General features: G+C 72.6%; 19 protein-coding genes and 1 pseudogene. 7 read left to right on the forward strand and 13 right to left on the reverse strand.

Annotation, left to right across the window (positions count from 1 at the left end; all coding sequences use genetic code 11):
- Positions 1–74 precede the first annotated feature (74 nt).
- Both ACIPXM_RS18970 and ACIPXM_RS18975 read right to left on the reverse strand, forming a co-directional pair.
- On the reverse strand, positions 75–1202 hold the full coding sequence (locus tag ACIPXM_RS18970) for a hypothetical protein (protein ID WP_401656650.1): 1128 nt from the start codon (positions 1200–1202) through the stop codon (positions 75–77).
- Positions 1203–1380: 178 nt separating this feature from the next.
- A complete protein-coding gene (locus ACIPXM_RS18975; RefSeq protein ID WP_401656652.1) occupies positions 1381–2118 on the reverse strand; it encodes a C39 family peptidase in 738 nt (245 codons plus the stop codon).
- A 268-nt stretch (positions 2119–2386) separates the two neighbouring features.
- Here ACIPXM_RS18975 and ACIPXM_RS18980 point away from each other — a divergent pair, with 268 nt between their 5' ends.
- Complete coding sequence (locus tag ACIPXM_RS18980) at positions 2387–2617, forward strand: chaplin (RefSeq protein WP_401656654.1); 231 nt, start codon at positions 2387–2389, stop codon at positions 2615–2617.
- Positions 2618–2708: 91 nt separating this feature from the next.
- Here ACIPXM_RS18980 and ACIPXM_RS18985 read toward each other — a convergent pair whose 3' ends face one another.
- From ACIPXM_RS18985 to ACIPXM_RS18995, 3 genes are all read right to left on the reverse strand, one after another.
- On the reverse strand, positions 2709–3050 hold the full coding sequence (locus ACIPXM_RS18985) for a 4a-hydroxytetrahydrobiopterin dehydratase (protein ID WP_401656656.1): 342 nt from the start codon (positions 3048–3050) through the stop codon (positions 2709–2711).
- Positions 3044–3949, reverse strand: a complete 906-nt coding sequence (locus tag ACIPXM_RS18990; protein ID WP_401656658.1) for a phenylalanine 4-monooxygenase — start codon at positions 3947–3949, stop codon at positions 3044–3046. The genes ACIPXM_RS18985 and ACIPXM_RS18990 overlap by 7 nt, the downstream gene beginning before the upstream one ends.
- A 219-nt stretch (positions 3950–4168) precedes the next feature.
- Positions 4169–5506 (reverse strand): amino acid permease, encoded by a 1338-nt coding sequence (locus ACIPXM_RS18995; protein WP_401656922.1) that lies wholly within the window; start codon positions 5504–5506, stop codon positions 4169–4171.
- 293 nt (positions 5507–5799) lie between these two features.
- On the opposite strand from ACIPXM_RS18995, the gene ACIPXM_RS19000 reads away from it, so the two are divergent.
- Positions 5800–6333, forward strand: coding sequence for a GNAT family N-acetyltransferase (locus ACIPXM_RS19000; protein WP_401656660.1), 534 nt, complete (start codon positions 5800–5802; stop codon positions 6331–6333).
- 218 nt (positions 6334–6551) lie between these two features.
- Here the strand turns inward: ACIPXM_RS19000 and ACIPXM_RS19005 are convergent, their stop codons facing one another.
- The 4 genes from ACIPXM_RS19005 to ACIPXM_RS19020 all read right to left on the reverse strand — a co-directional run bounded on the left by ACIPXM_RS19005 (position 6552) and on the right by ACIPXM_RS19020 (position 9159).
- The gene (locus tag ACIPXM_RS19005) at positions 6552–7013 is read right to left on the reverse strand and encodes an SsgA family sporulation/cell division regulator (RefSeq protein ID WP_401656662.1); all 462 of its coding nucleotides are present in this window, start codon (positions 7011–7013) and stop codon (positions 6552–6554) included.
- Positions 7014–7132: 119 nt separating this feature from the next.
- Positions 7133–7306, reverse strand: a complete 174-nt coding sequence (locus tag ACIPXM_RS19010) for a response regulator transcription factor (protein ID WP_401656664.1) — start codon at positions 7304–7306, stop codon at positions 7133–7135.
- Positions 7258–7815: a response regulator transcription factor gene (locus ACIPXM_RS19015; RefSeq protein WP_401656666.1), complete on the reverse strand. Its 558-nt coding sequence runs from the start codon at positions 7813–7815 to the stop codon at positions 7258–7260. The genes ACIPXM_RS19010 and ACIPXM_RS19015 overlap by 49 nt, the downstream gene beginning before the upstream one ends.
- 102 nt (positions 7816–7917) lie before the next feature.
- On the reverse strand, positions 7918–9159 hold the full coding sequence (locus ACIPXM_RS19020) for a sensor histidine kinase (protein ID WP_401656668.1): 1242 nt from the start codon (positions 9157–9159) through the stop codon (positions 7918–7920).
- Between the two features lie 247 nt (positions 9160–9406).
- On the opposite strand from ACIPXM_RS19020, the gene ACIPXM_RS19025 reads away from it, so the two are divergent.
- A complete protein-coding gene (locus ACIPXM_RS19025) occupies positions 9407–10231 on the forward strand; it encodes a hypothetical protein (RefSeq protein ID WP_401656670.1) in 825 nt (274 codons plus the stop codon).
- A gap of 217 nt (positions 10232–10448) precedes the next feature.
- Positions 10449–13043 (forward strand): SpoIIE family protein phosphatase, encoded by a 2595-nt coding sequence (locus ACIPXM_RS19030; protein ID WP_401656672.1) that lies wholly within the window; start codon positions 10449–10451, stop codon positions 13041–13043.
- A gap of 66 nt (positions 13044–13109) precedes the next feature.
- Here the strand turns inward: ACIPXM_RS19030 and ACIPXM_RS19035 are convergent, their stop codons facing one another.
- Positions 13110–14180 (reverse strand): hypothetical protein, encoded by a 1071-nt coding sequence (locus ACIPXM_RS19035; RefSeq protein ID WP_401656674.1) that lies wholly within the window; start codon positions 14178–14180, stop codon positions 13110–13112.
- Positions 14181–14432: 252 nt separating this feature from the next.
- Here ACIPXM_RS19035 and tatA point away from each other — a divergent pair.
- Positions 14433–14600, forward strand: a pseudogene (gene tatA / locus ACIPXM_RS19040) (Sec-independent protein translocase subunit TatA); the annotation flags it as partial.
- An 11-nt stretch (positions 14601–14611) separates the two neighbouring features.
- Complete coding sequence (locus ACIPXM_RS19045; RefSeq protein ID WP_401656676.1) at positions 14612–16129, forward strand: LCP family protein; 1518 nt, start codon at positions 14612–14614, stop codon at positions 16127–16129.
- Between the two features lie 9 nt (positions 16130–16138).
- On the opposite strand, the gene ACIPXM_RS19050 is transcribed toward ACIPXM_RS19045, so the two are convergent.
- Both ACIPXM_RS19050 and ACIPXM_RS19055 read right to left on the reverse strand, forming a co-directional pair.
- Positions 16139–16756, reverse strand: a complete 618-nt coding sequence (locus ACIPXM_RS19050; RefSeq protein WP_401656678.1) for an ATP-binding protein — start codon at positions 16754–16756, stop codon at positions 16139–16141.
- Positions 16753–17826, reverse strand: a complete 1074-nt coding sequence (locus ACIPXM_RS19055; RefSeq protein WP_401656680.1) for a class I SAM-dependent methyltransferase — start codon at positions 17824–17826, stop codon at positions 16753–16755. Before ACIPXM_RS19055 ends, ACIPXM_RS19050 begins: the two co-directional genes overlap by 4 nt.
- Positions 17827–18456: 630 nt before the next feature.
- Here ACIPXM_RS19055 and ACIPXM_RS19060 point away from each other — a divergent pair.
- The gene (locus ACIPXM_RS19060) at positions 18457–19047 is read left to right on the forward strand and encodes a hypothetical protein (RefSeq protein WP_401656682.1); all 591 of its coding nucleotides are present in this window, start codon (positions 18457–18459) and stop codon (positions 19045–19047) included.
- A gap of 3 nt (positions 19048–19050) precedes the next feature.
- Here the strand turns inward: ACIPXM_RS19060 and ACIPXM_RS19065 are convergent, their stop codons facing one another.
- Entirely contained in the window at positions 19051–20412 is a 1362-nt protein-coding gene (locus tag ACIPXM_RS19065; protein WP_401656924.1) for a WD40 repeat domain-containing protein, read from the reverse strand.
- Positions 20413–20436: the final 24 nt, after the last annotated feature.

Below are 20436 nucleotides of genomic sequence, written 5' to 3' on the forward strand. Positions count from 1 at the left end.
GACAGCGGGCGGAGCGGTACGAGGAGGGGCACCCGGAACAGGGCGGGCCGGAGCGGGACGGGCCTCGGCCGTGGTCACCGGGTGGCGGCGCCCGGCTCGGCGGCCGGGTCCCGCGGGTCACGCACCGGTGGGGGAACCGCTCTCCACGAGGGGCAGGCGGGCAGGGCGGCGAGTTCCGGCGTCCTGAGCACGTAGCTGGTCGTCCCGCCCCGCTGCGCGGGGTCCTTCGAGGGGCCTGCGGCCGCGTAGGTGACCAGCAACGATCCACCGGACGCGACGACACCCCCGTACGCGGGCGTCAGGGTCGTACGGGAATGACCGCGCAGGTCCGCGGCCCACACGGCCCGGCCGCCGACCCAGGTGATCAGGTCACCGGCCAGTTCCATCTGGTCGATGTGCTCCCCTTCCGCGGCCCTGGCGACGAGGGCCGGTTCCCGCCAGCCCGGACGCCAGGCGTAGAGGATCTGGTAGTCGGTCGAGACCCAGGCCCAGGTCCTGCCGTCGCCCGCCACATGGGCGGTGTCGCGGAGGGCCGCGATCACCGGCGGAAGGCGGACCGGTTCGCCGGTCCGCAGCGAGACGGCCCGCACGACCGGTGGCCGGCCCGGGCCGGTCTGGCTCCGCCAGCCGAGCGTGTCCCCGGCGAGGAAGACCGGGCTCAGGCTGCCCGTACGGACGACGGAGTCCGCGCGGGCCGCCAGGTCGTAGACGTGGACGGCGGTTCTGCCGCCGCGCGAGGCGCCTTCGGTCCACGCCGCCCTGCCGCCGTGCGCCTGGACGAACAGGAAGGGACCGGGCACGGTCCTGTCGTGCCGCCGGAACAGGAAGGGCCGGGTGTCGGCCGCCGAGTCCCAGGCGTGGATCTCCCAGTCGTCCGGGTTCGCCGCGTCGTGGGCGACCTCGTAGACGAGCCAGCGGCCGTCGAAGCGCACGCTGCCGTACTGGGCGACCCTTCCGGAGGGCGTCGGGTCCAGAGTGTGGATCACTCGCCGAGGCCGGCCGGGCGTGGCGAGCCGCACCAGCTCGGACCGTCCCCGACCGGTCTCGACCGCGAACACCGTGGAGCCGTCGGGACCGAGCGCCACCGCGCGGCGGTCGAGGCCCGGGGGCGACGGGTGGCGCCGCTGCTCCGCCGCGGCGCGCCACCCGTCGGGCCGCGGGACCTGGCAGAAGTCACCGGGGCCCAGCCTGGGCCCGAGCACGTCCGGGCCGTCCGGCCGGGACTGCGCGGACGGCCCGGACGGCGCCGTACCGGGCGGGACCGGGGGCGCTGGCCTGACCGGAGACCGTCCCGTCGGCTCCGGGGTGGCGCCGCCCGGCGCCGGCGCGCATCCGAAGGTGCCCGCCAGCGCCAGAGCGATCAGCCGCAGAGGCAGCCGCCTACCACTGGTAGCCACGGCCGCCCATCATTGTCACGAGCTTGTCGGAGTCGACCGGGGCGTGCCCGGGGACGTCCTTCCAGACGCTGGTGGCGGGGTCCTGGATCTGGGTGTACTTGCCGTGCTCCTTGTAGCCCCGGATGTTGATCCAGTGGAAGATCTCCTTGTTCGGGTGACCCGGCAGATGCGGGCCGTTCACGACCTCCCAGACGTTGCCCGCGATGCCGTCCTTGGTCTCGTTGATGTCGGCCTTGAGCCGCTCCTTGTACCGGGCCTTGTCCTGGGCGGACGGGCTGTAGGCCAGGAACTCGCCCGCGTAGTTGCGCTGGGTGTAGTGCCGCAGCGCGCTGAGCATGTCGTCCCAGGAGGTACCGCCGTTGCCGGGCGTGATGCCGAACCGCTTGGCGAGCGTCTCCTGGCTGACGTCGATGTTCCGCTGCTTGATCGTCATGTGCGCGGTGGCGGGACCGCAGTAGTTGTTGTACTTCTGCGCCTGGAACGTGCGCTCCAGGTAGTCGCGCTCCGGGTACGCCTTCGCCGACCGGGCCTCGCCGATCCCGAGTTCCGCGTCCTTGGCCGCCGATTCCGCCCGGGCCCGCTCGAACGCGGCCGCGCCGACCGGAGCGGTGTCGGCGCCGGGCGACGGCCGGTCCGCCGCGACCGCGGCACCGGTGAGGACCGTTCCGGTGAGCAACGCGCCTGTTCCGGCGGTGGTGATGGCACGTGCGAGGGAATGCATGAGGTACCTCCGTGACGTCGGGTCGCGGTGGTCCGCGACCTCACCGAGGCTAGGGATTTCAAGATCATCATTGGTGAACCCGAGCACTCGCAAAAGATGATCTTGAGGAGGGGCGCAGATCTCGTCATTCCGGAATAAAATGGGTTCTGCTCTCGAAATTGCCCGGTCGTCCGGTGAACCCGACGACCCGGACCCCGCCTGACTCGCTCAGGCGAATGTCACCCGCACTCCTCGGAACTCCGCGTTCCGTGATCGACCTAGGAGTGACATGCGCATCCGAACCGCGATCGTCGCCGTCGCGATAGCGGCGGGCGGCGTCCTCGGCGCCACCGGCCCCGCCCTGGCGGCCCCCGCCACAGCGACCGCCACCACCACGGCAGCGGTCGCCCTCGTCCCCACGGACGACCCGCCCATCGACATCGACATCCCGGGCATCCACATCCCGATCCGCATCTGCACGCCCGTGCCCGTACTGGGCACCGTCTGCCTCGACCCCTGACCGGCACCCGACCGGAGACCGGCGCCGGTACCACGCGGTGACCACCAACACCCGCGCGGTACCGGCGCCGTGCGCCGTCGCCCGTCAGCGGTCAGCGGTTCGGCGGGGCCCCGTACTCGGCGGCCAGGGCACCGAGCACCGCCGCCACCGCCGTGTCCCGCGCGGTGACCCGGTCCCCCGCGTCGTGCGTGGTGAGTTCGAAGGACACCGTGTCGTAGAGGATCGTGACCCGGGCATGGTGGTTCGTCGCGTTCTCGACGGCCGTCACCGCCGCGAACAACGGCCGCACGTTCGTCCGGCCGACGCAGAACTCGGCACGCAGCCGTCCGTCGTCCGCACGCCAGCCCGGCAGGTGGGCGATGGCCGCGGTCAGCTGGGCCTCGGTGAGCGGCTTCGGCGCATGGGTGTCGTACGGGTACGGGGCGCTCACCATCGCTGGTCCGCCGTCACACCGAGACGCGCGCCGGTGTCGCCGTCGACGGCGGCGCAGAACGCGTCGACGAAGTCCTCCAGTTCGTTGAGGGTGTCGGCCTTGAAGAGCACCGACTGGTACTCGGTGACGTCATAGGGAACGGTCGCCATCCGGCGCGCGTCGAGGGGCCGTATGAGCGCCTTCCGGTACTGCTGCATCTCGCCGTACGAGGACAGCAGGCTCGCCCCGTACACCAGCGGCGTGTCCCCCTCCCCCAGCAGCCCGTACTCCATCGTGAACCAGAACACCCGCGAGACCGCCTTGAGGGATTCCCGGGTCTCGGCGCGCCGCGCGGCGCCGCCGAACTGACGGTAGAGGTCGGCGAACCGGGGGCTGGCGAGGGTGGCGCCGTGGCCGAGCACCTCGTGCACCATATCCGGTTCCGGGGAGAACAGCGGGCGGGTGTGGTGACGGACGAACTGGGTGGACTGGAAGACCGAGTCGGCGAGGGTGCCGTAGAACTCCTGGAGCGGCACGATGCCGGCCGCCGGCGCGAACGCGAAGCCCGTCAGCTGCTGCAGGCGGCGCGACGACTCGAGGAGCTGCGGGACGCGGTCCGTCGGCAGGTCCAGAGCCGCCAGGGCCTCCTGGACCTCGGGCCTCGCATGCGTCCGCCACAGCGGCGCGAGGGCCTGGTTGATGTGCTTCCAGCACGCGTGGTCCTGGGGCGTGTAGGCGATGCGGGGCGGCTCGGTGCCGGGCGTGTGCCCGAGGGATGCCCTGGCGATGCCGGCCCGGTGCGCCAGGTAGGCGGGGTCGTCGTGGCCGGGGTAGCCGACGGGGAGCTCGAAGGCGGGCACCGGACCGGTGACGGGCGCGAGGTTGGCGGGCGGGGTGGGCGGGGCGGCTTGCTTGAACACGGGGGCCTCTCGGTGGGTTCTGCTGCTACGCGATCCGGACGCGTGGGGGCGAAACGGACGCTCGTGACCGATGGTCGCCAGACGAACCGGGCCGATCGTTGACGGGGGACGCCGTCGAATGCGAACGGCCCGCGGCATGTCCCGCGGGTCCCCGGAGAGTCGCGTCCGCCCCGCCGGGGACCCCTGGTCCCCGGCGGGGCGGATCCCCGCGGACGGCGGCTACGCCCCGTCGGGGCGGAGGGGGTCGGAACCCCGGGCGGTACGGCGCGGGCCGCGCGCCCACGCGACGCCGACGATCAGCGCGGCAGCGGACCCCGTCCACAGCACCTGCGGACGGCTCGCGTCGTCCAGGAGCATCAGCACCAGCACACCCGCCATCGCGGCCAGCGCCGCCCAGGTCAGACAGGGGAAGCCCCACATGCGCACGGGCAGCCCGCCGGGCGTTCCGCTCTCCAGCGTGCGGCGCAGCCGCAGTTGGGAGAGGGCGATCAGGATCCACACGAACAGCACGATCGCGCCGACCGAGTTCAGCATGTACATGAACACGGTGTCCGGCCAGAGCAGGTTGAGGACCACCGACAGGAAGCCGAAGGCCACCGAGGCGAGCACGGCGCGCCGCGGCACGCCGCCGCCCGAGACCCGGGCGAGGCCCCGGGGCGCGTCGCCACGCCCGGCCAGCGAGTAGAGCATCCGCGAGGAGGAGTAGAGGTTGGCGTTCAGGGCCGAGAGCAGCGCGGTGAACACCACCACGTCCATCAGGCGGCCGGCGGATCCGACACCGACGGAGTCGAGGACGGCGACGTACGGGCTCTGGCCCGGGGCCAGGGAGTCCCACGGCAGCAGCGTGACGATCAGCAGCATCGAGCCGATGTAGAAGACCATGATCCGCCACACCGCGCTGCGCACGGCGCGGGCCACGGACCGGGCCGGGTCGTCGGACTCGGCGGCGGCGATGGTGACCATCTCCAGGCCGCCGAAGGCGAAGACGACCGCGAGCACTCCCGCCACCACACCTTCCCAGCCGTGCGGCAGGAAGCCGCCGTGGCCGGTCAGGTTGGCCATGCCCACCGAACTGGTGCCGGGGAGCAGGCCGAAGACGGCGAGGGTGGCCAGCACGAGGAAGGCGACGATCGCGAAGACCTTCACGGCCGCGAACCAGAACTCGAACTCACCGAAGTTGCGGACCGAGATGAGGTTTCCGGCGGTGAAGACCACCATGAACAGCAGCACCCAGGTCCATTGCGGTACCGCGGGGAGCCAGCCGTGGGCGATCTTGGCGGCGCCGGTGGCCTCCACCGCGAGAACGACGACCAGGAGGAACCAGTAGAGCCAGCCCACCGTGAATCCGGCCCAGCGGCCGAGGGCCCGCTCCGCGTACACGGAGAAGGAGCCCGAGGAGGGGCTGGCCGCCGACATCTCGCCGAGCATCCGCATGACGAGCATGCCGAGCGCTCCGGCGAACAGGTACGACAGGAGGATGCCGGGTCCCGCGACGGCGATGCCGCCGCCGGAACCGACGAACAGGCCCGCGCCGATGGCGCCGCCGAGTCCGAGCATGGTGAGGTGGCGCTGCTTCAGGCCCCGGCTCAGCGGGCGCTCCGGGTCGGCGGACGCGGAGGAATCGGGCTGTATTTCGGCCCGGGATGTTTTCGAAAAGGACATTCCCGCAGCCTGGGGCACGGGCTCACCGGCCGACAAACGGGCGCGGACGCGGCAGAATTTCCGCCTACGGGAGTGGGCTTGGACGCAACACCCCGACGCAGCTTTTGTGAACGTCCGGGCCGGTATTTTCGTGGCATCGGGCGCCGTCTTCCGGCGCACATTCCCATTCTTCAGAAAGGCGCGATCCCGTGCCCCATTCCCCCACCCCCCTCGTCTTCCGCGCCGCTTCCTTCGTCGACGTCCCCGAGCTGGTCGAGCTGGTGGAATCCGCGTACCGCGGGGACAGCAGCCGGGCCGGCTGGACCACCGAGGCGGACCTGCTGGACGGCCGGCGGACCGACCCCGAAAGCATCCGCGAGATGATCGAGGACCCGCGGTGCGTGCTGCTGGTGGCCGAGCGGTCCGGCGAGCTCGTCGCCTGCTGCCAGCTCGAACAGCGCGACGAGCACGCCTACTTCGGGATGTTCGCGGTACGGCCCGGACTCCAGGGCGCCGGTCTCGGCAAGGAAGTGATCGCCGAGGCCGAGCGGCGGGCCCGCGAGGCGGGCGCGGGTGAGATGCGCATGACGGTGATCCAGGTGCGCGCCGAGCTCATCGCCTTCTACGAGCGGCGTGGGTACGTCCGTACCGGACGACTGAGCCCGTTCCCGTACGGTGACGAGCGCTTCGGCCTGCCCAAGCGCGGGGACCTCGCGTTCGAGCTGCTCACGAAGGCGCTGTAGGCGGCGCGGGCGCACGAACGGGGCGGGAGCACGCCGAAGCGGCCCCCCGGTACCGGAGTTCCGGTGCTCGGGGGGCCGCTTCGGCGTGGCGCGGGGCGGGCCGGCAGAAGGACCGCACCAGGCTGATGTGCTGTCACAGGCGAGCCCGCCGACGGGGATCGTGATCACCTTTGCGCGTCGGAGCGCCGTGCGCGATCACCGGCCCGCCCTGGGCGCGATCAGCCGGAGAGCAACCGGTCGACGGCGCCGTCGAGGTCCAGGTGCCGGGATTCCTCGCCGCGTGGCACGAGGGACGTCATCATCGCGCACCAGAGGGCGGCATGGCGGTGGTCCGCCACGAACAGGCAGCGCTCGCTGCCGTTGTCGAGGAGGAGGTGGACGCGCTCCGGGCGGCCGTCGGCCGCGGCCCGGGTCCACACCCATACGTCGCCGCTCCCGGCCGCGTACACGCTGCCGTCCAGGAGCAGGTCGCGGGCGAACACCCAATAGGCGGCGCTCCGGCCCGCCACCAGGAACTCCAGGCCGACCTCGTACGGGGTGGCCGTGCTGTAGGTCGCGAACACGCTCACCGGCACCCACTCGTCCTTGCCCCAGGCTTCCATGGGAAACACCAGGGTGGTGATGTGCGGAGCGAGTTCGTCCGGTGTGCCGTCCTCGGAGCGGGCGGTGGTCGATTCCATGGCGTGTCCTTGGAGCGTGCGGAGGGGTGTCTCCGCACGACGGTGCAGCAACGGGACACGACGATTGCGAGCCGGCGCGCAGCGGATGCGGTTCACGCGCGCGGCGCGGGCGGAGCCGGTCAGTGGTCTTCGGCAGTGCCGCCGAGGAGACCGGCCTGGTACGCGAGGATCGCGGCCTGGGTCCGGTTGTCCAGCTTGAGGGCGGCCAGCAGCCGGGACACGTATGCGCGGACCGTGCCTTCGGTCAGGTACATGCGCTGGGCGATCTGCGCGTTGGAGTACCCCTGTGCCACGTGGATGAGGACCTCCTCCTGCTGCTTGCTGAGGCCCTCCAGACGGCGGCGCTGTTCGATGGAGAGCCGCGCGGGTGAGCCGCCCGGGGCCTTGGGGGCGGCGATCGGCGCGCGGCGGAGGCCGGGGCGAGGACGATGCCGCCCTCCATGACAAGCCGGACGGCCCCGAGGACCTGCTCGGGCGGGGCGTCCTTGAGGAGGTAGCCGCCGGCTCCGGCCTGCATGGCCTTCCGGACGCCGTCGCTGGTGTCGAAGGTGGTCAGGACGAGCACTTTGGGCGGGTTAGGAAGGGCGGTGAGCTGCTGGGTGAGGGTGAGCCCGTCCATGCCGGGCATCCTGAGGTCGGTGACCACGACGTGCGGTGCGAGTTCATGTGTCCTGGCGAGCGCCTCGGCGCCGTCGCGGGCCTCGCCGACGACCGTGATGTCGTCGGCGGTGTCCAGCAGCGCGCGCAGCCCGAACCGCACCAGCGGCTCGTCGTCCGCGACCAGCACCCGGATCACGTCCACGTCCAGCTCCTCTCCGGGCCCCGTCCGCGAGGTATGTCCCACGGGGCCCGTTCCGCGGTCGAGCGTGCCACGGGCGCCGATCACCGAATGACAGAACGATCATCAACTTTTGTGAACGGCTTCGAGCGGGCGGCCCGACCTTGCCGGGAGGGTGAGCCCGACCTCCCAGCCGCCCCGGGCGGTGGGTCCCGCTTCGACGGTCCCACCGAGCAGCGTGGCCCGCTCGCGCAGTCCGACCAGGCCGAAGCCTCCGCCGGGGGCGGGCGGCCCGGGACGGGGCGCGCTCCGCGGGGCGGTGTTGGTGACGCGTGCCACGACCGCGTCCGCCCTGACTTCGACGGACGCCTCGGCGGTCGCGCCGGGGGCGTGCTTGAGGACGTTGGTGAGCGACTCCTGGACCGCCCGGTACACGGTCAGCGCGATCTCCTCGGGGACGCCGCTCGCTCCGTCCTCGCCGCTCGCGCGGTCCCGGCACAGGACGACATCCAGGCCGGACTCCCGGACCTGCTCCACGAGGGTGTCCAGGTCGGCGAGCCGCCGTCCGGCGATCACCGAATCGTCGCCGCCGCGCAGCGCCCCCAGGACCTGTCGCAGGTCGCCCATGGCCGTACGCGCGGTGTCACCGATGGCCCGGGCCAGTTCCTTGCTCTGTGGACGTACTCCCTGGACCATCTCGATCGCTCCGGCGTGCATGGCGGTGATCGCGATGCGGTGGCCGAGGATGTCGTGCATCTCACGGGCGAGCCGCATCCGCTCCTCCGTCTTGACCTCGGCCTTCACCCGCGCGATGCGCTGCTCGCGCTCCGCGCGCAGCGCGGTCTGAGTGCGCTCGTACGCGTTGGCGCCCAGGCCGCAGACCAGGGGCACGATCAGCAGCACGGACGAGATGAGGAAGTTCTGCACCCAGCTGTCGCCGAGGCGGCCGGGCACGATCCAGCTCAGCGGCAGGTACGCGGCCCAGCAGCCCACGATGGCGGCCAGCCGGTGGCGGCCCTGGTACTTGGCCAACGAGTAGAAGGCGAAGTAGACGGCGATCCGGGTGCCGTCGAGAGCGAGCCCGAGGAGGGACAGGGCCGCCACCGCCAGCGGGGCACGGCGGCGCTCCAGGAACGACGCGGCCACCAGCAGGGCGATGGCCATGGCCGGGAACACCCGGTGGAGCAGGCCCGGATCGCGCAGAACGGCGACGCAGACCCCGTCGGCCGCCAACAGCCCGGCCAGCAGGACGTCGCCGCGGGTCCACCGGGGCGCCCGGGCCAGCGGCCGCAGCAGCGCCAGGTAGCAGCGCTCGAACAGATCGGGAGCCGGGACGGCACTGGAGGATCCGGGGTTGCGTGGGGGCATATCCCATATGTTCGCACAAATGAGCCTTCGTCTTGATCGGCCGACGGGCTGCCGGACGTCGGCCCGAGGCTGGTTTCCGCGCCACCCGCTGTCCGCGCCACCGCTTTCCGTGCCCCCGCGTCGTCCGAGAGGCAGCACATGATGATCACCGCCGTCGCGCCGTGATTCACATTCCTCGGCACCGCTCCTCCCGATCATGCCCGGGAGCGCATGCGCCGCACGCGCTCCGATTCCGTACCGGAAAGGCATGCCTGTGGAACACCTCAGCGAGTCGTCCGACCACCCCGGCGGCCCCGGGCAGGTCCCGTACGCGGATCCTCCGGGGGCAGCGGGCGTGCTCGCCTCCCTGGACGACCGCCACGTCGCGCACCTCGCGGTCCAGCACGCCGTGGACCAGGCGCGGGTGCGCCAGGACCGGGCCGATCCGGAGTCGGTGCGCCACGACACCACCGCGCGTTTCATCGCCTCCTCGCGCACCGTGGTGCGCCAGTCGCTGGCGATGCTGGAAGGACTGATCGACCACCTGGAGCACATGGCCGCAAGGGAGACCGGCCTGGCCGCGGACCTGAAGGCGGCCGAGCAGGCCCTGCTGAAGTCCCTGAGCGAGTGCGACCGGCTGCGGCTGGTGAGCGCCCACCACGAAGCCGTCTCGGCCCGGCTGTGCGCCGAGGTCGAGTACGGCAGGGCCAACGGGCAGGCGGCGGAACTGGAGGCCGAGCTGCGGGACGCCGAATCGGCCCGTGAGCGGGCTCTGGAAGAACTCCACGAGGTCCGCCAGGAAGCCAAGTCCCTCCAGCTCCGGCACGAGGAGAGCCAGCTGCGGGCAAGGCGGGAGACGGAGCAGGCGCGGGCCGTCACGGAGGCGCGCAACCGGGAGCTGGTCACCGCGAGGAGCGTGCACTCCCAGGAGATCATGCAGGTCAGCAAGAGCTACCAGTTGGAGATCGACAGCCTGCGTCGCGCCCTCGAGACCGAGCGGTCCCGCAGGCACCAGCCTGCCGGGGGCGCGCCCGGCGTGGACGTGGGGCAGCCGCCGGTCTCGACGCGGACGGTCGTCCCCACCGGTCCGTGAGGGCGCCTTCGACGGTGGGCCGTCCGGTGGTCACGTGTGGTCCGGTCCCGCGACGTCTCCGGCATGGTGCGCGCCCTGCGGCCGGACGGCTCAGTAGAAAGGCCCCATGGCCGATGATCCGGGCCGCTCGTGGTCCGGGCGGCGGAAGAGTTCACTCCCGTCGGGGGCCAGGAGGCCGCCCGGCGGTCCTCCGGGCGGGCGCAGTGTCGCGTCGCAGATGCTCGTGCTCCAGCTGCTGATCGTGGTGCTGCTGGTGGCCGCCGCCGTGACGGCCCTGGTGCTCAAGGCCCGCGGCGACCGGGTACAGGCCGCGAGGGCCCGCTCGCTCGCCGCCGCGGAGTCCTTCGCTCACAGCCCGGGACTGCCGGACGTGTTGCGCGGCCCCGATCCCACGGCGGTGCTCCAGCCGCTGACCGAGGACGCGCGTGGGAAGGCCGGTGTCGACTTCATCGTCGTGATGGGACCGGACGGGGTCCGCCTGACGAGCCCGGTCCCGGCCTGGATCGGCGCGAAGTTCACCGGGACCGTCGCGCCGTCGCTGGCGGGACAGGTCACGATCGAGAACCTGCGCGGCCCCGACGGCGGGCGGGAGGTGCAGGCGGTCGTCCCGGTGACGGACGCCGGGCGGGTCGTCGGGGTCGTCGCGGCCGGGCTGACGCTGGACCGGGTGAACAGCGCCATCGCCCACCAGGTGCCGGTGCTGGTCGGCGCCGGTCTCGGGGCGCTCGCGCTGGCGACGGCCGGCACGGCTCTGATCGGCCGCCGTCTGCGGCGCCAGACCCACGGCCTCGGTCCCGCCGAGATGACCCGTATGTACGAGCACCACGACGCCGTGCTGCACGCCGTACGCGAAGGCGTCGTCGTCACGGACGCGGACGGGCGCGTCCTGCTCGCCAATGTCGAGGCGCGCCGGCTCCTCGACGCCCCGGCCGGAGCCCTTGAGGGCCGGCCCGTCGCCGCACTGGGTCTCGACGCGCGGGTGACGGATCTCCTCACCGCCGGCCGCGGCGTCTCCGACGAGGTGCTGACCGTCGGTGACCGGTTGCTGGCCGTGAACGCCCGGCCGACCCGCACCCGGGGCGGACCCGCCGGTCTGGTGACCACCCTCCGCGACGCGACCGAGCTGCGCGACCTCACCGACCGGGCGGAGCTCGCCCGCGGTCGGCTGCGCATGCTGTACGACGCGACCGTGGCCGTCGGCACCACCCTGGACGTCACCCGCACGGCCCAGGAACTCACCGACGTCGCCACCCGTCGGTTCGCCGACTACGCCACCGTCGACCTGGCCGAAGCGGTGCTGAGCGGCGAGGAGCCGTCGCCCGGCTCGTACACCGAGGTGCCGGAGCTGCGCCGGGTCGCCCTCAGCGGCGCCTACGGCCACCCGCTGTACCAGGTCGGCGAGGTCTACCGGTACCGACCGGACACCCCCATGGCCCGGACCCTCATCGGCGGCGAGCCCGTCCTGGTGCCCGAGATGTCAGTCGCCGTGGACTGGCTGGCGGGTGACCCCGAGCGCACCCGGCTGGTCCTCTCCGACGGCTTCCACTCGCTGGTCAGCGCGCCGTTGAAGGCCCGCGGCGTCCTGATGGGGATCGCCAACTTCTGGCGGATGGGCGACAGCCCGGCCTTCGACGAGGAAGATCTCGGTCTGGCCGGCGAACTCGCGGCCAGAGCCGCCGTCTGCGTCGACAACGCCCGCCGGTTCACCCGCGAGCACACCATGGCGGTCGCGCTCCAGCACAGCCTCCTCCCCGGCGGTCCGCCCGAGCAGCTGGCCGTCGAGACGGCCCACCGCTACCTGCCCGCCCGTACCGAGGCGGGCGGCGACTGGTACGACGTCATCCCGCTGCCCGGCGCCCGCGTCGCGCTCGTCGTGGGAGACACCGTCGGACACGGGGTGCACGCCGCGGCCGCCATGGGCAGGCTGCGCACGGCGGTGCAGAACCTCTCGATCTTCGACCTGCCGCCGGACGAACTCCTCGGCCGCCTGGACGAACTGGTCCGCCGGATCGACCACGGCACCGCCCCGGACGCGGGCCACGCCCTCGCGGGCGCGGGCTGCCTCTACGCGATCCACGACCCGACCACGGGCGTCTGCACGATGGCCAGGGCGGGCAGTCCCTCGCTCGCCGTCGTCCGACCCGACGGAACGGTCGACTTCCCCGAGCCGTCACCGGGACCCCCGCTCGGCATCGCGGGCCGACCGTACGAGCTCCTGGAGCTGGCACTGCCCGAGACCACCACCCTGGTGCTGTTCACCGAGGGCCTGCTCCGAGGGCGGGGCGACGACGTCGCCGAGGACCTCGACCGGCTCACCTCGGCGCTGTCCGGGACCCCGCGCCCGCCCGAGGAGACCTGCACGGCCGTACTCGACGCCATGGCCCCGCTGCCGCGGCACGATGACGTCACCGTGCTGGCGGCCCGTACCCGGCGCACACCGTCCGACCGGATCGCGGAGTGGGACGTGCCCTGCGAGCCCTCGGCCGTGGCCGGCGCCCGGGCCGAGATGACCCGGCACCTGAACCGGTGGGGCCTGGAGGAGCTCGTGTTCGTCACCGAACTGATCCTCAGCGAGCTGGTCACCAACGTCATCCGTTACGCGCCCGGACCGATCACGGTACGGCTCGTCCTCGACCGCACCCTGATCTGCGAGGTCTACGACACCCGCAGCACGGCGCCGCACCTGCGGTACGCCGCCGACGAGGACGAGGGCGGCCGCGGCCTCTTCCTCATCGCCCAGATGGCCGAGCGCTGGGGCACCCGGTACTCGGCCCGGGGCAAGGTCATCTGGGCCGAGCAGGCGCTGCCCTGACCGCACGGGGCCGGTTCGTACGCGAAGGCGGCGACGCGCGTTCCTCGTCCGTCGGCCGACGCGAGGTCATGCCTCGCCGTCCGCCCGAGGACGGGACGGCCGGGACGCCCGGGTGAACTCCCGCGCGGCGCGCGGATCGACGACCGTGTCCGCGAGCAGCCGGAGGAGCGCGTTGCTGCGCCGGACGGCGACCACCGCCTTGATGTGGGCGTCCGCCTCGGGAGCCGGCCACACGGCGGCGGCCCTGACCCTTTCACCGACGCGGTCGAGCATGACGAGCTCCCGCACCTGCTGGTGCCCCAGGTGCCGCCGGGCCGGTGGCACGCCGATGGGCGACCGCACGCCCAGCACCGCCTCCAGCCCCTGCGCGGCCGGTGTGACCAGACGCGGTGGGACGCCGCTCGCCGCCGCGTCCGCGACGAGGGTGCGGGCCGCGATCACACCCACGGCGGCGCACGGTGTCCGGGCCACGGTCTCCAGAGCTCGCGCCAGCAGGTCCTGGACGTACTCCTGGGCCCGCCTGACATGGTTGAGGACCCCCAGGACGCTGCCGCGGCGGAGGGTGGCGACGTGGCCGAGCGGGCAGGCTGTGGCCACGGAGGAGGCGTTGAGCGCGTCGACCCTCGCCAGTGCGGCGAGGAACAGGTCGATCCGGCTGGGGGACGTGCTGTCCGACCAGATCACCGCCGGTTCCCGACGCGTCCCGCCCACGGCCAGGCCGGCGCCGGAATGGTTGGTGACGGCCAGCAACGGTGCCGCGCCGAACCGGACCGTCCCCAGCCGTTGTGCCACCACGGCCCAGAGCCGGGCGAAGCTGTCGGGCACGCCCGGCGCGGCCGACCTGGTGTCGGTCAGCACCTCGGACCATCCGCAGTTGACGCTGATCGCCGCCAGGCGGAGCGCCACGGGTTCCACCTGGTCCCTGGCCAGCCGTGCGGCGCGCTCGGTGAGGGCTGAGGTGTCGGGGCCGCGCCAGCGTTCACCGACGATGGCCTGGGCCTCGCCGCGGCCGCGTGCGGCCATGGTCTCCTGGACGTACCAGTCGAGCGAACGCCACGACCCGGTCAGCGGGCGGACCGCGACGGGGCGTGGCGCGCCGGAGCCTGGAACGGACCGGAAGGGGGAGGGGTTCGTCACGGGTGTCCTCCTGGGGCGCCTGAAGCCGCTGAATCCGCGCGTCTGCGCGATGACGTACGACGCTACGGACCGGAACCGTGCATATCGCTGGGAAAGCCGTGCACATCCGGTGTGCGTCGGATCGACGGATGCGAGCTTCCCGAAGGTGGCCGAGCACGGGAGGCAACCACGGAATTCACGTTCGTCACCACGGGCGGGCGCCACGATGGTGCGCCCGGAACGAAGACGGACGAAGGAGAGGCAGCGCCCGACATGCTCGCGAACGCCCTGCACCCGTGGCACCTGCTCATCGTGGCCCTGGTGGTCGTCGTGCTCTTCGGATCGAAGAAGCTGCCGGACACCGCGCGGGCCCTGGGCCAGTCGCTGAGAATCCTCAACAGCGAGGCGAAGGCGATGCGGCAGGACGGGACCCCGCCGGGCGAGGAGCGCAAGTGAGGTCCGCTCCCGTACGAGGACGGCGTCGGAAAGCGGGCGCGAGGCGCACGGCCGCGTCAGCACGGCGGGCGGGCGGCTCCCGGGCCCTGGCCCGGCGCCGCCTGCGCCGCCGGGCGTGGATCACGCTCGCCGTCGTGCTGGGCGTACCCGCGCTTCTCGCGGGCGCGGTCGCCGGCTGGCTCTTCGTCAGGTTCGAGGGTGCGATCGAGACGTTCGGCGCCGACGGCGTCGCCGGCGACCGTCCTTCGCCGGGTCCGGCGAAGGGGCAGAACATCCTCCTCATCGGTTCAGACGCCCGTACCGGCGGCAACAGCGGGCTGGGCGGCGGTGCCGAGGACGACGTGGGCCGCTCCGACACGACGCTGCTGCTGCACATCAACGCCGACCGCAGGCACGCGACCGCCGTGTCGATCCCCCGCGACACCCTCGTCACCATCCCCGCGTGCAAGCTGCCCGACGGCACCTGGACCCGCCCGCGGGCCGACGCGATGTTCAACGCCGCGTACGCGGTCGGGGAGCAGCCCCGGGGCAATCCCGCGTGCACCCAGAACACCGTGGAGAGGTTGACCGGGCTGCGGGTCGACCACACCGTCGTCGTCGACTTCAAGGGGTTCGCGAAACTGACCGAGGCCGTCGGTGGTGTGCCCGTCTGTGTGCCGCGCGACGTCTACCAGCGCGACCTCGATCCGAGCCGCACCACCCGCGGCGAACTGGTCCTGGCCAAAGGCCGGCAGGAGGTCGCCGGGCAGCGGGCCCTGGACTACGTGCGTATCCGCCACGGCATCGGCGACGGCTCCGACATCGGCCGGATCAAACGCCAACAAGCCTTCGTCGCAGCCCTGATCAGGAAGCTCAAGACGGACGGGCTGACCCCCACCCGGCTGCTTCCCCTGGCGGAGGCCGCCACCGAGTCGCTGGCCGTCGACCCCGGACTCGGCTCGGCGGACAAGCTCATCTCGTTCGCCGGCTCGCTGCGGGACATCGAGCTGCGCGACACCACGTTCGTGACGCTCCCCTGGCGGTACGCGGGTAACCGGGTGGCGATCGTCCAGCCGGATGCCGACGCCCTGTGGAGCGCCCTGAAGAACGACCGCCCGCTGAAACCGTCCCCCTCACCGTCACGGGCCGATCCGTCGCCGGACACCACTCGCACGGTCATCGGTGCCGGAACGCGGGTCGCCGTCCTCAACGGCACGACCACCCCCGGGCTCGCCGCCCGGGCGTCCCGGCTCCTCGCCGATCACGGCTTCACCGTCACCCGTACGGCCAACGCCCCGCGTCGCCCCCGTACCACCACCGTGATCACCCACCCGCCGGGGCTCGCGGCCCAGGCACACACCGTCGCCCAACTCCTCCCCGGAGCGCGTCTGGAGGAAGCCGGCGGCCCGGAGATCACGGTCATCCTGGGCCAGGACCACCGGGCCCCACGGCCACCCGCCGCCACTCCCCCGAGCCTGCCCGACGGTGCCCGCACAGCCGCCGACGACGCCTGTGCGGACCTGTCCTACGGGTGAGCGCGCCCCTCAGGGATTCGTCCGCCGCTCTCGAACCGGGTCGTACGAGGTTCCGCCCGTCCGGCCCTCCGCGAGCCCGGCACCCACCTCGGCCTCCTCCCCGCCGACGAGGGCCCAGACCGAGTTGTGGCCGTTGCCGAGTCTGCGCCAGCCCCACCCCTCACTGAGCTGCGCGACGAGCAGGAGCCCCCGTCCGTGTTCCGAGTCCTCGTCCGCCGACAGACCGACCGAACGGGCATCGAACATGGAGGCCTTCGCGCTCCCTGCGTCCTCGACCTCGATGAGGACGCCCTCCAGGCCCCTGGTGACCTGCAGGCCGATCCCACGTCCGGCGCTCGGCCGCGCGTACCGGAAGGCGTTGGTCAGCAGCTCGCTGACGATCAGTTCCACCCGGAACAGTCCCTCCGGACCGAACCTCCAGCGGGACAGCAGACCCCGCACCGCACGCCGGGCCTCGCGCACCGCCTCGCGGCGACGGACGAGGTAAAAGACCTCCGGATACGGCGCGGTCAGCCGTGGCCGCTTGCGCAGAGCGGGTGCGTCGGCCGCCGCAGCCGGCACCCGGGAGCCGCCGGGCCGCCCGTCGGGGCGGGAACCTTCGGGACTCCGTATCGCCTTGTCCGTCATAGCGCACCGCCGGAGAAAGGGTGCGAGGGCGGTAGGTCCACCGGGGGCCCGCTCCTCGGCAGGCCCGGAGGCCCGTCGGCTCGATCCCCTTCTCCGGACTCGCTCCGCCCCGCGGCGCGTCCGCGGCTGGGCACCGGCGATCCGAATCGGCCGCCGTGCAGGAATCCCCTCGACAGCGCCGGGACGGCGGTTGCCGCCGGAGTGCCCGGACGCGACCGCGGGTCCGTACGGAACGGTCCGACACCCGGTTCGGCGACGGCCTCGACGATCAGGCTGTGCGGGCGGGTGAGGTAGTTGGCCCAGAAACCGTTGTCGAGCCGCTCACGGCCCGCCGCCGACACTTCGGGGCACGACCAGTCGACGGTACTGAACCCTGCTCGCCGCAGCGCTCGTTCCTGCGCCGCGACCGACCACCGGTGCGCCGTCCACTGGACCACGTGGTTTCCCATCAGGGTCGTCAGCAGCACCGAGGCACCTTCCTCCGCGGGCTGATCGGTGTGAAGTGTCAGCCCGTAGTCCCAGTACCACTGGGGACAGGTGGCGAAATCGGGGTTGAGGGTCACCGCGACGAACCGTCCGCCCCGTGGTGCGAGAGCCTGCCGGGCGGTCGCGCAGAAAGCGGCGAACTCCTCCTCGCAGGAGGCGTCGGGGAGCAGGTACACGGCGGTCACCAGGTCGAAGCCGCGCAGCGGGCCGGGGCCGGCTTCCCGGCTCGTCCCGGCGGCGTCGCCACAGAGGTAGGTGATGCCGGATCGTACGCGTGCCTCCCAGCGGGAGGCGTACTCGACCATGGGCTTCGACGAATCCAGGCCCACGACCCTCCCCGCGCCCTCGGCACGGAAGAGCCGGGCGTACTGCCCGCTGCCGCAGCCGAGATCCAGAACCGCGCGCCCGGCGAGGTTCCCCATGGCTTTGAGCACGCTGTGGGTCTCGACGAATCGCCGCAGCGGTGTCAGCTCCGCGGCCCGGTCTCGTGCGGCCACCGCGAAATCGAAAAGTCTCTGCACGGCTCTCCATACCTTCTTCGGGGATCTGGGTGAGCGACTCCCCCGGGCCGGCAAAGGGCTCACGGCCGCGGGTCGGTAGGTCCGTCGCAACACCGGTTCTAGGTCACCCCGCCTCGTCCGGTGTCGGAAAGTTGTCACCGGACAACGAGCTCTGAACAAACGAAGCACCTCCGCCCGGCCGAGAGCCGGGCGTCCGGTCCACGGCGGCCCCACCGGGACCTCGTCGCCCGCTCCGGCGGAAAGCCGGACGGAGCTCTGGCGACGTGTCCGTCCCGTGTCCATCAGCTGCGGCAGGTCGGCCCGGGCGCGGGCATCGCCCACCTCATGCCCCGTACGACCCACACGAGGGGGGCGATCCCCGCGACAGCCGGGCCGCCATCGTGCCGCCGACCATTTCCCCCTGGTCCGGGGGTCGTTGTCCGGCACCCGTTGTCCGATTCCGAGGTCCCGATGCCGGACAACGTCATGGCCCCGGAAGAGCCGTATGTTCTGCTCCACGGCCTGCACCGGCTCACCCCCCACGGCCGGTGCAGGCCCGCGGCGGGCCGGGAACGGGTGCTCGATTCACCTCGCGGATACCTCCCGAGAAGGATCGGCGAGGCGTCCTCCGGCGGGCAGGACTTGCCGATGCGGGCACGCCTTCCCGGCCCTGCTCACACTGACACCGCAGAACCGGCGCAGCAAAGGAACCCGATGTCCGCATCTCGCACCGAACCCGGCACCGGCCTCGATCTCCGGCACGTTCTCGCTCAGCGGGTCCCCGCCGCCGAGGCCGAGGCACTCGCGTCGGCGAGGTTTCTGACCCTGGACCGGCGGGTGCTGATCACGCTGGTCGCGCTCGGCGACACCCACGCCCGGGTCGCGGCCGCGATGGGGACCTCGCCCGAGCGGCTGCGCTATCTGCTGGCCTCCTCGGCCAGAAGGCTGCGCTGCCCCGCCCGGCGGACGGCTGTCGTCCACACCACCTACCTGCACGCGCCCTTCCCCCTGCCACGACGCGCGGACGAGCCGCCGCCTCGCCTCCGCCCCCTGGAGCGAAGAGTGCTGTTCGCCTACGCCCGAGGCACGTTCCAGCGGCAGCTGGCTGTCGACGCGTCGATACCCCTGAGCACGCTGTACGAGCTGGACGAACGGCTGAGAGCGAAGGTGGGCGCGCGTTCCAGGACGCACATCATCCGGCGGGCCTGGCAGTTGGGGTTGTTCACCCGGTCCACCCGCACTGCGCGCCGACTGGTCCCGGACGTCGATCCGCTGATACCCGTCATCCGCAGGCCGACGGCCTGATGCTCACCGCGCGGGGCAGGTCGCCCGGTACGCGAGGCCGGGCACATGGCGTCGCCATTGCTCCCGGGTGAGCGGGCCGATGGTGCGGCAGATCCGCTGGACGGCCTGTTCGGGGTCCATGATCCACAGCCGGACCGTACGATCCGCGCTTGTCGTCGCCAGGGTGCGGCCGTCGGGGCTGAAGGCCATCCCCGTGACGGGACCGGTGTGACCGGCGAGGGGAGTGCCCCTCAAGGTGGGATGGGCCGGGTCGCTGATGTCCCAGAGCCTGACGGTCCGGTCGTCGCTGGCGGTGGCGAGGGTCTGGCCGTCCGGGCTGAAGGCAACCGCACGGACGGCGCCGCTGTGACCGGTGAGCGGCGGTGCGGCCAGGGCAGGACGGTCGGCATCGGTGACGTCCCACAGTCGCACGGTTCGGTCGTCTCCGCCGCTGGCGAGCAGATGGCCGTCGGGGCTGAAGGCGGCCGTTCGTACAGCTTGCTCATGGCCCTCCAGAACAGCCAGCCGCCGGGGCCGCCGGGGGTCGGCGACGTTCGTCAGCGAGACAGTCGCGTCCTGTTTGGCGGTGGCGAGGAGGCGACCGTCCTGGCTGAACGCCACCGACGTGCTCAGGCCGTCGGCTTCGGGCACTGCCAACGGCTTGAGGCGGGCGAGACCCGCTGCGCTCCAGAGCTCGGTGTCGGCGGTGGCGAGGGTGTGGCCGTCGGGGCTGAACGCCACCGATGTGCCGACGGCTTCGATGTCGTGTCCGTGTGATGGCGTGCCGCGAGCAGGGCCTTGGGTGTTCCAGAGCCGTACGGTCAGGTCGTCCCCGGTGCTGGCGACGGTGCGGCCGTCGGGGCTGAACGCGACGGAGCGGATCGTACGGCGGTGGCCGACGAGGGCTGTCGCGAGCGGCATGGGGCGTGTGGGGTCGGAGGTGTTCCAGAGTCGGACCACCCGATCCTCACCCGCCGTGGCGAGGGTGCGGCCGTCAGGGCTGAAGGCCAATGTCTCGGCGGATGCCGTGTGACCGGTCAGGACGAGTCGGGGCAGGTTCCAGAGCCGAATCGTTCCGTTGAAATCTGCTGTGGCGAGAGTGTGACCGTCGGGGCTGAAAGCTGCCCGGTACCCGGCACCGGTGAGAGGCGGCCCGAGCGGCGAGGGGTGGGTGGGGTCGGTCATGTTCCACAGCCGGACCACCTGGTCCTCGCCCGCGGTGGCGAGAGTGTGGCCGTCGGGGCTGAAGGCCGCCACGTTCCCCGCGCCGGTGAGAGGCGGCCCGAGCGGCGTGGGATGCGCGGGATCAGCGGTGTTCCACAGCCGGACCACCTGGTCCTCGCCCGCGGTGGCGAGAGTGTGGCCGTCGGGGCTGAAGGCCGCCACGTTCCCCGCGCCGGTGAGAGGCGG

This window comes from Streptomyces sp. NPDC090025, from assembly GCF_044748125.1.
Taxonomy (GTDB): Bacteria; Actinomycetota; Actinomycetes; order Streptomycetales; family Streptomycetaceae; genus Streptomyces.

Excerpts from the sequence above, each read along its gene's own strand:
- ACIPXM_RS19025 (WP_401656670.1), top strand. The coding sequence starts at position 9,407 with ATGCCTGTGGAACACCTCAGCGAGTCGTCCGACCACCCCGGCGGCCCC.
- ACIPXM_RS19050 (WP_401656678.1), bottom strand. The coding sequence starts at position 16,756 with ATGACGGACAAGGCGATACGGAGTCCCGAAGGTTCCCGCCCCGACGGG.
- ACIPXM_RS19030 (WP_401656672.1), top strand. The coding sequence starts at position 10,449 with ATGCTCGTGCTCCAGCTGCTGATCGTGGTGCTGCTGGTGGCCGCCGCC.
- ACIPXM_RS18985 (WP_401656656.1), bottom strand. The coding sequence starts at position 3,050 with ATGGTGAGCGCCCCGTACCCGTACGACACCCATGCGCCGAAGCCGCTC.
- ACIPXM_RS19060 (WP_401656682.1), top strand. The coding sequence starts at position 18,457 with ATGTCCGCATCTCGCACCGAACCCGGCACCGGCCTCGATCTCCGGCAC.
- ACIPXM_RS18995 (WP_401656922.1), bottom strand. The coding sequence starts at position 5,506 with ATGCTCGGACTCGGCGGCGCCATCGGCGCGGGCCTGTTCGTCGGTTCC.
- ACIPXM_RS18980 (WP_401656654.1), top strand. The coding sequence starts at position 2,387 with ATGCGCATCCGAACCGCGATCGTCGCCGTCGCGATAGCGGCGGGCGGC.
- ACIPXM_RS19020 (WP_401656668.1), bottom strand. The coding sequence starts at position 9,159 with ATGCCCCCACGCAACCCCGGATCCTCCAGTGCCGTCCCGGCTCCCGAT.
- ACIPXM_RS18975 (WP_401656652.1), bottom strand. The coding sequence starts at position 2,118 with ATGCATTCCCTCGCACGTGCCATCACCACCGCCGGAACAGGCGCGTTG.
- ACIPXM_RS19005 (WP_401656662.1), bottom strand. The coding sequence starts at position 7,013 with ATGGAATCGACCACCGCCCGCTCCGAGGACGGCACACCGGACGAACTC.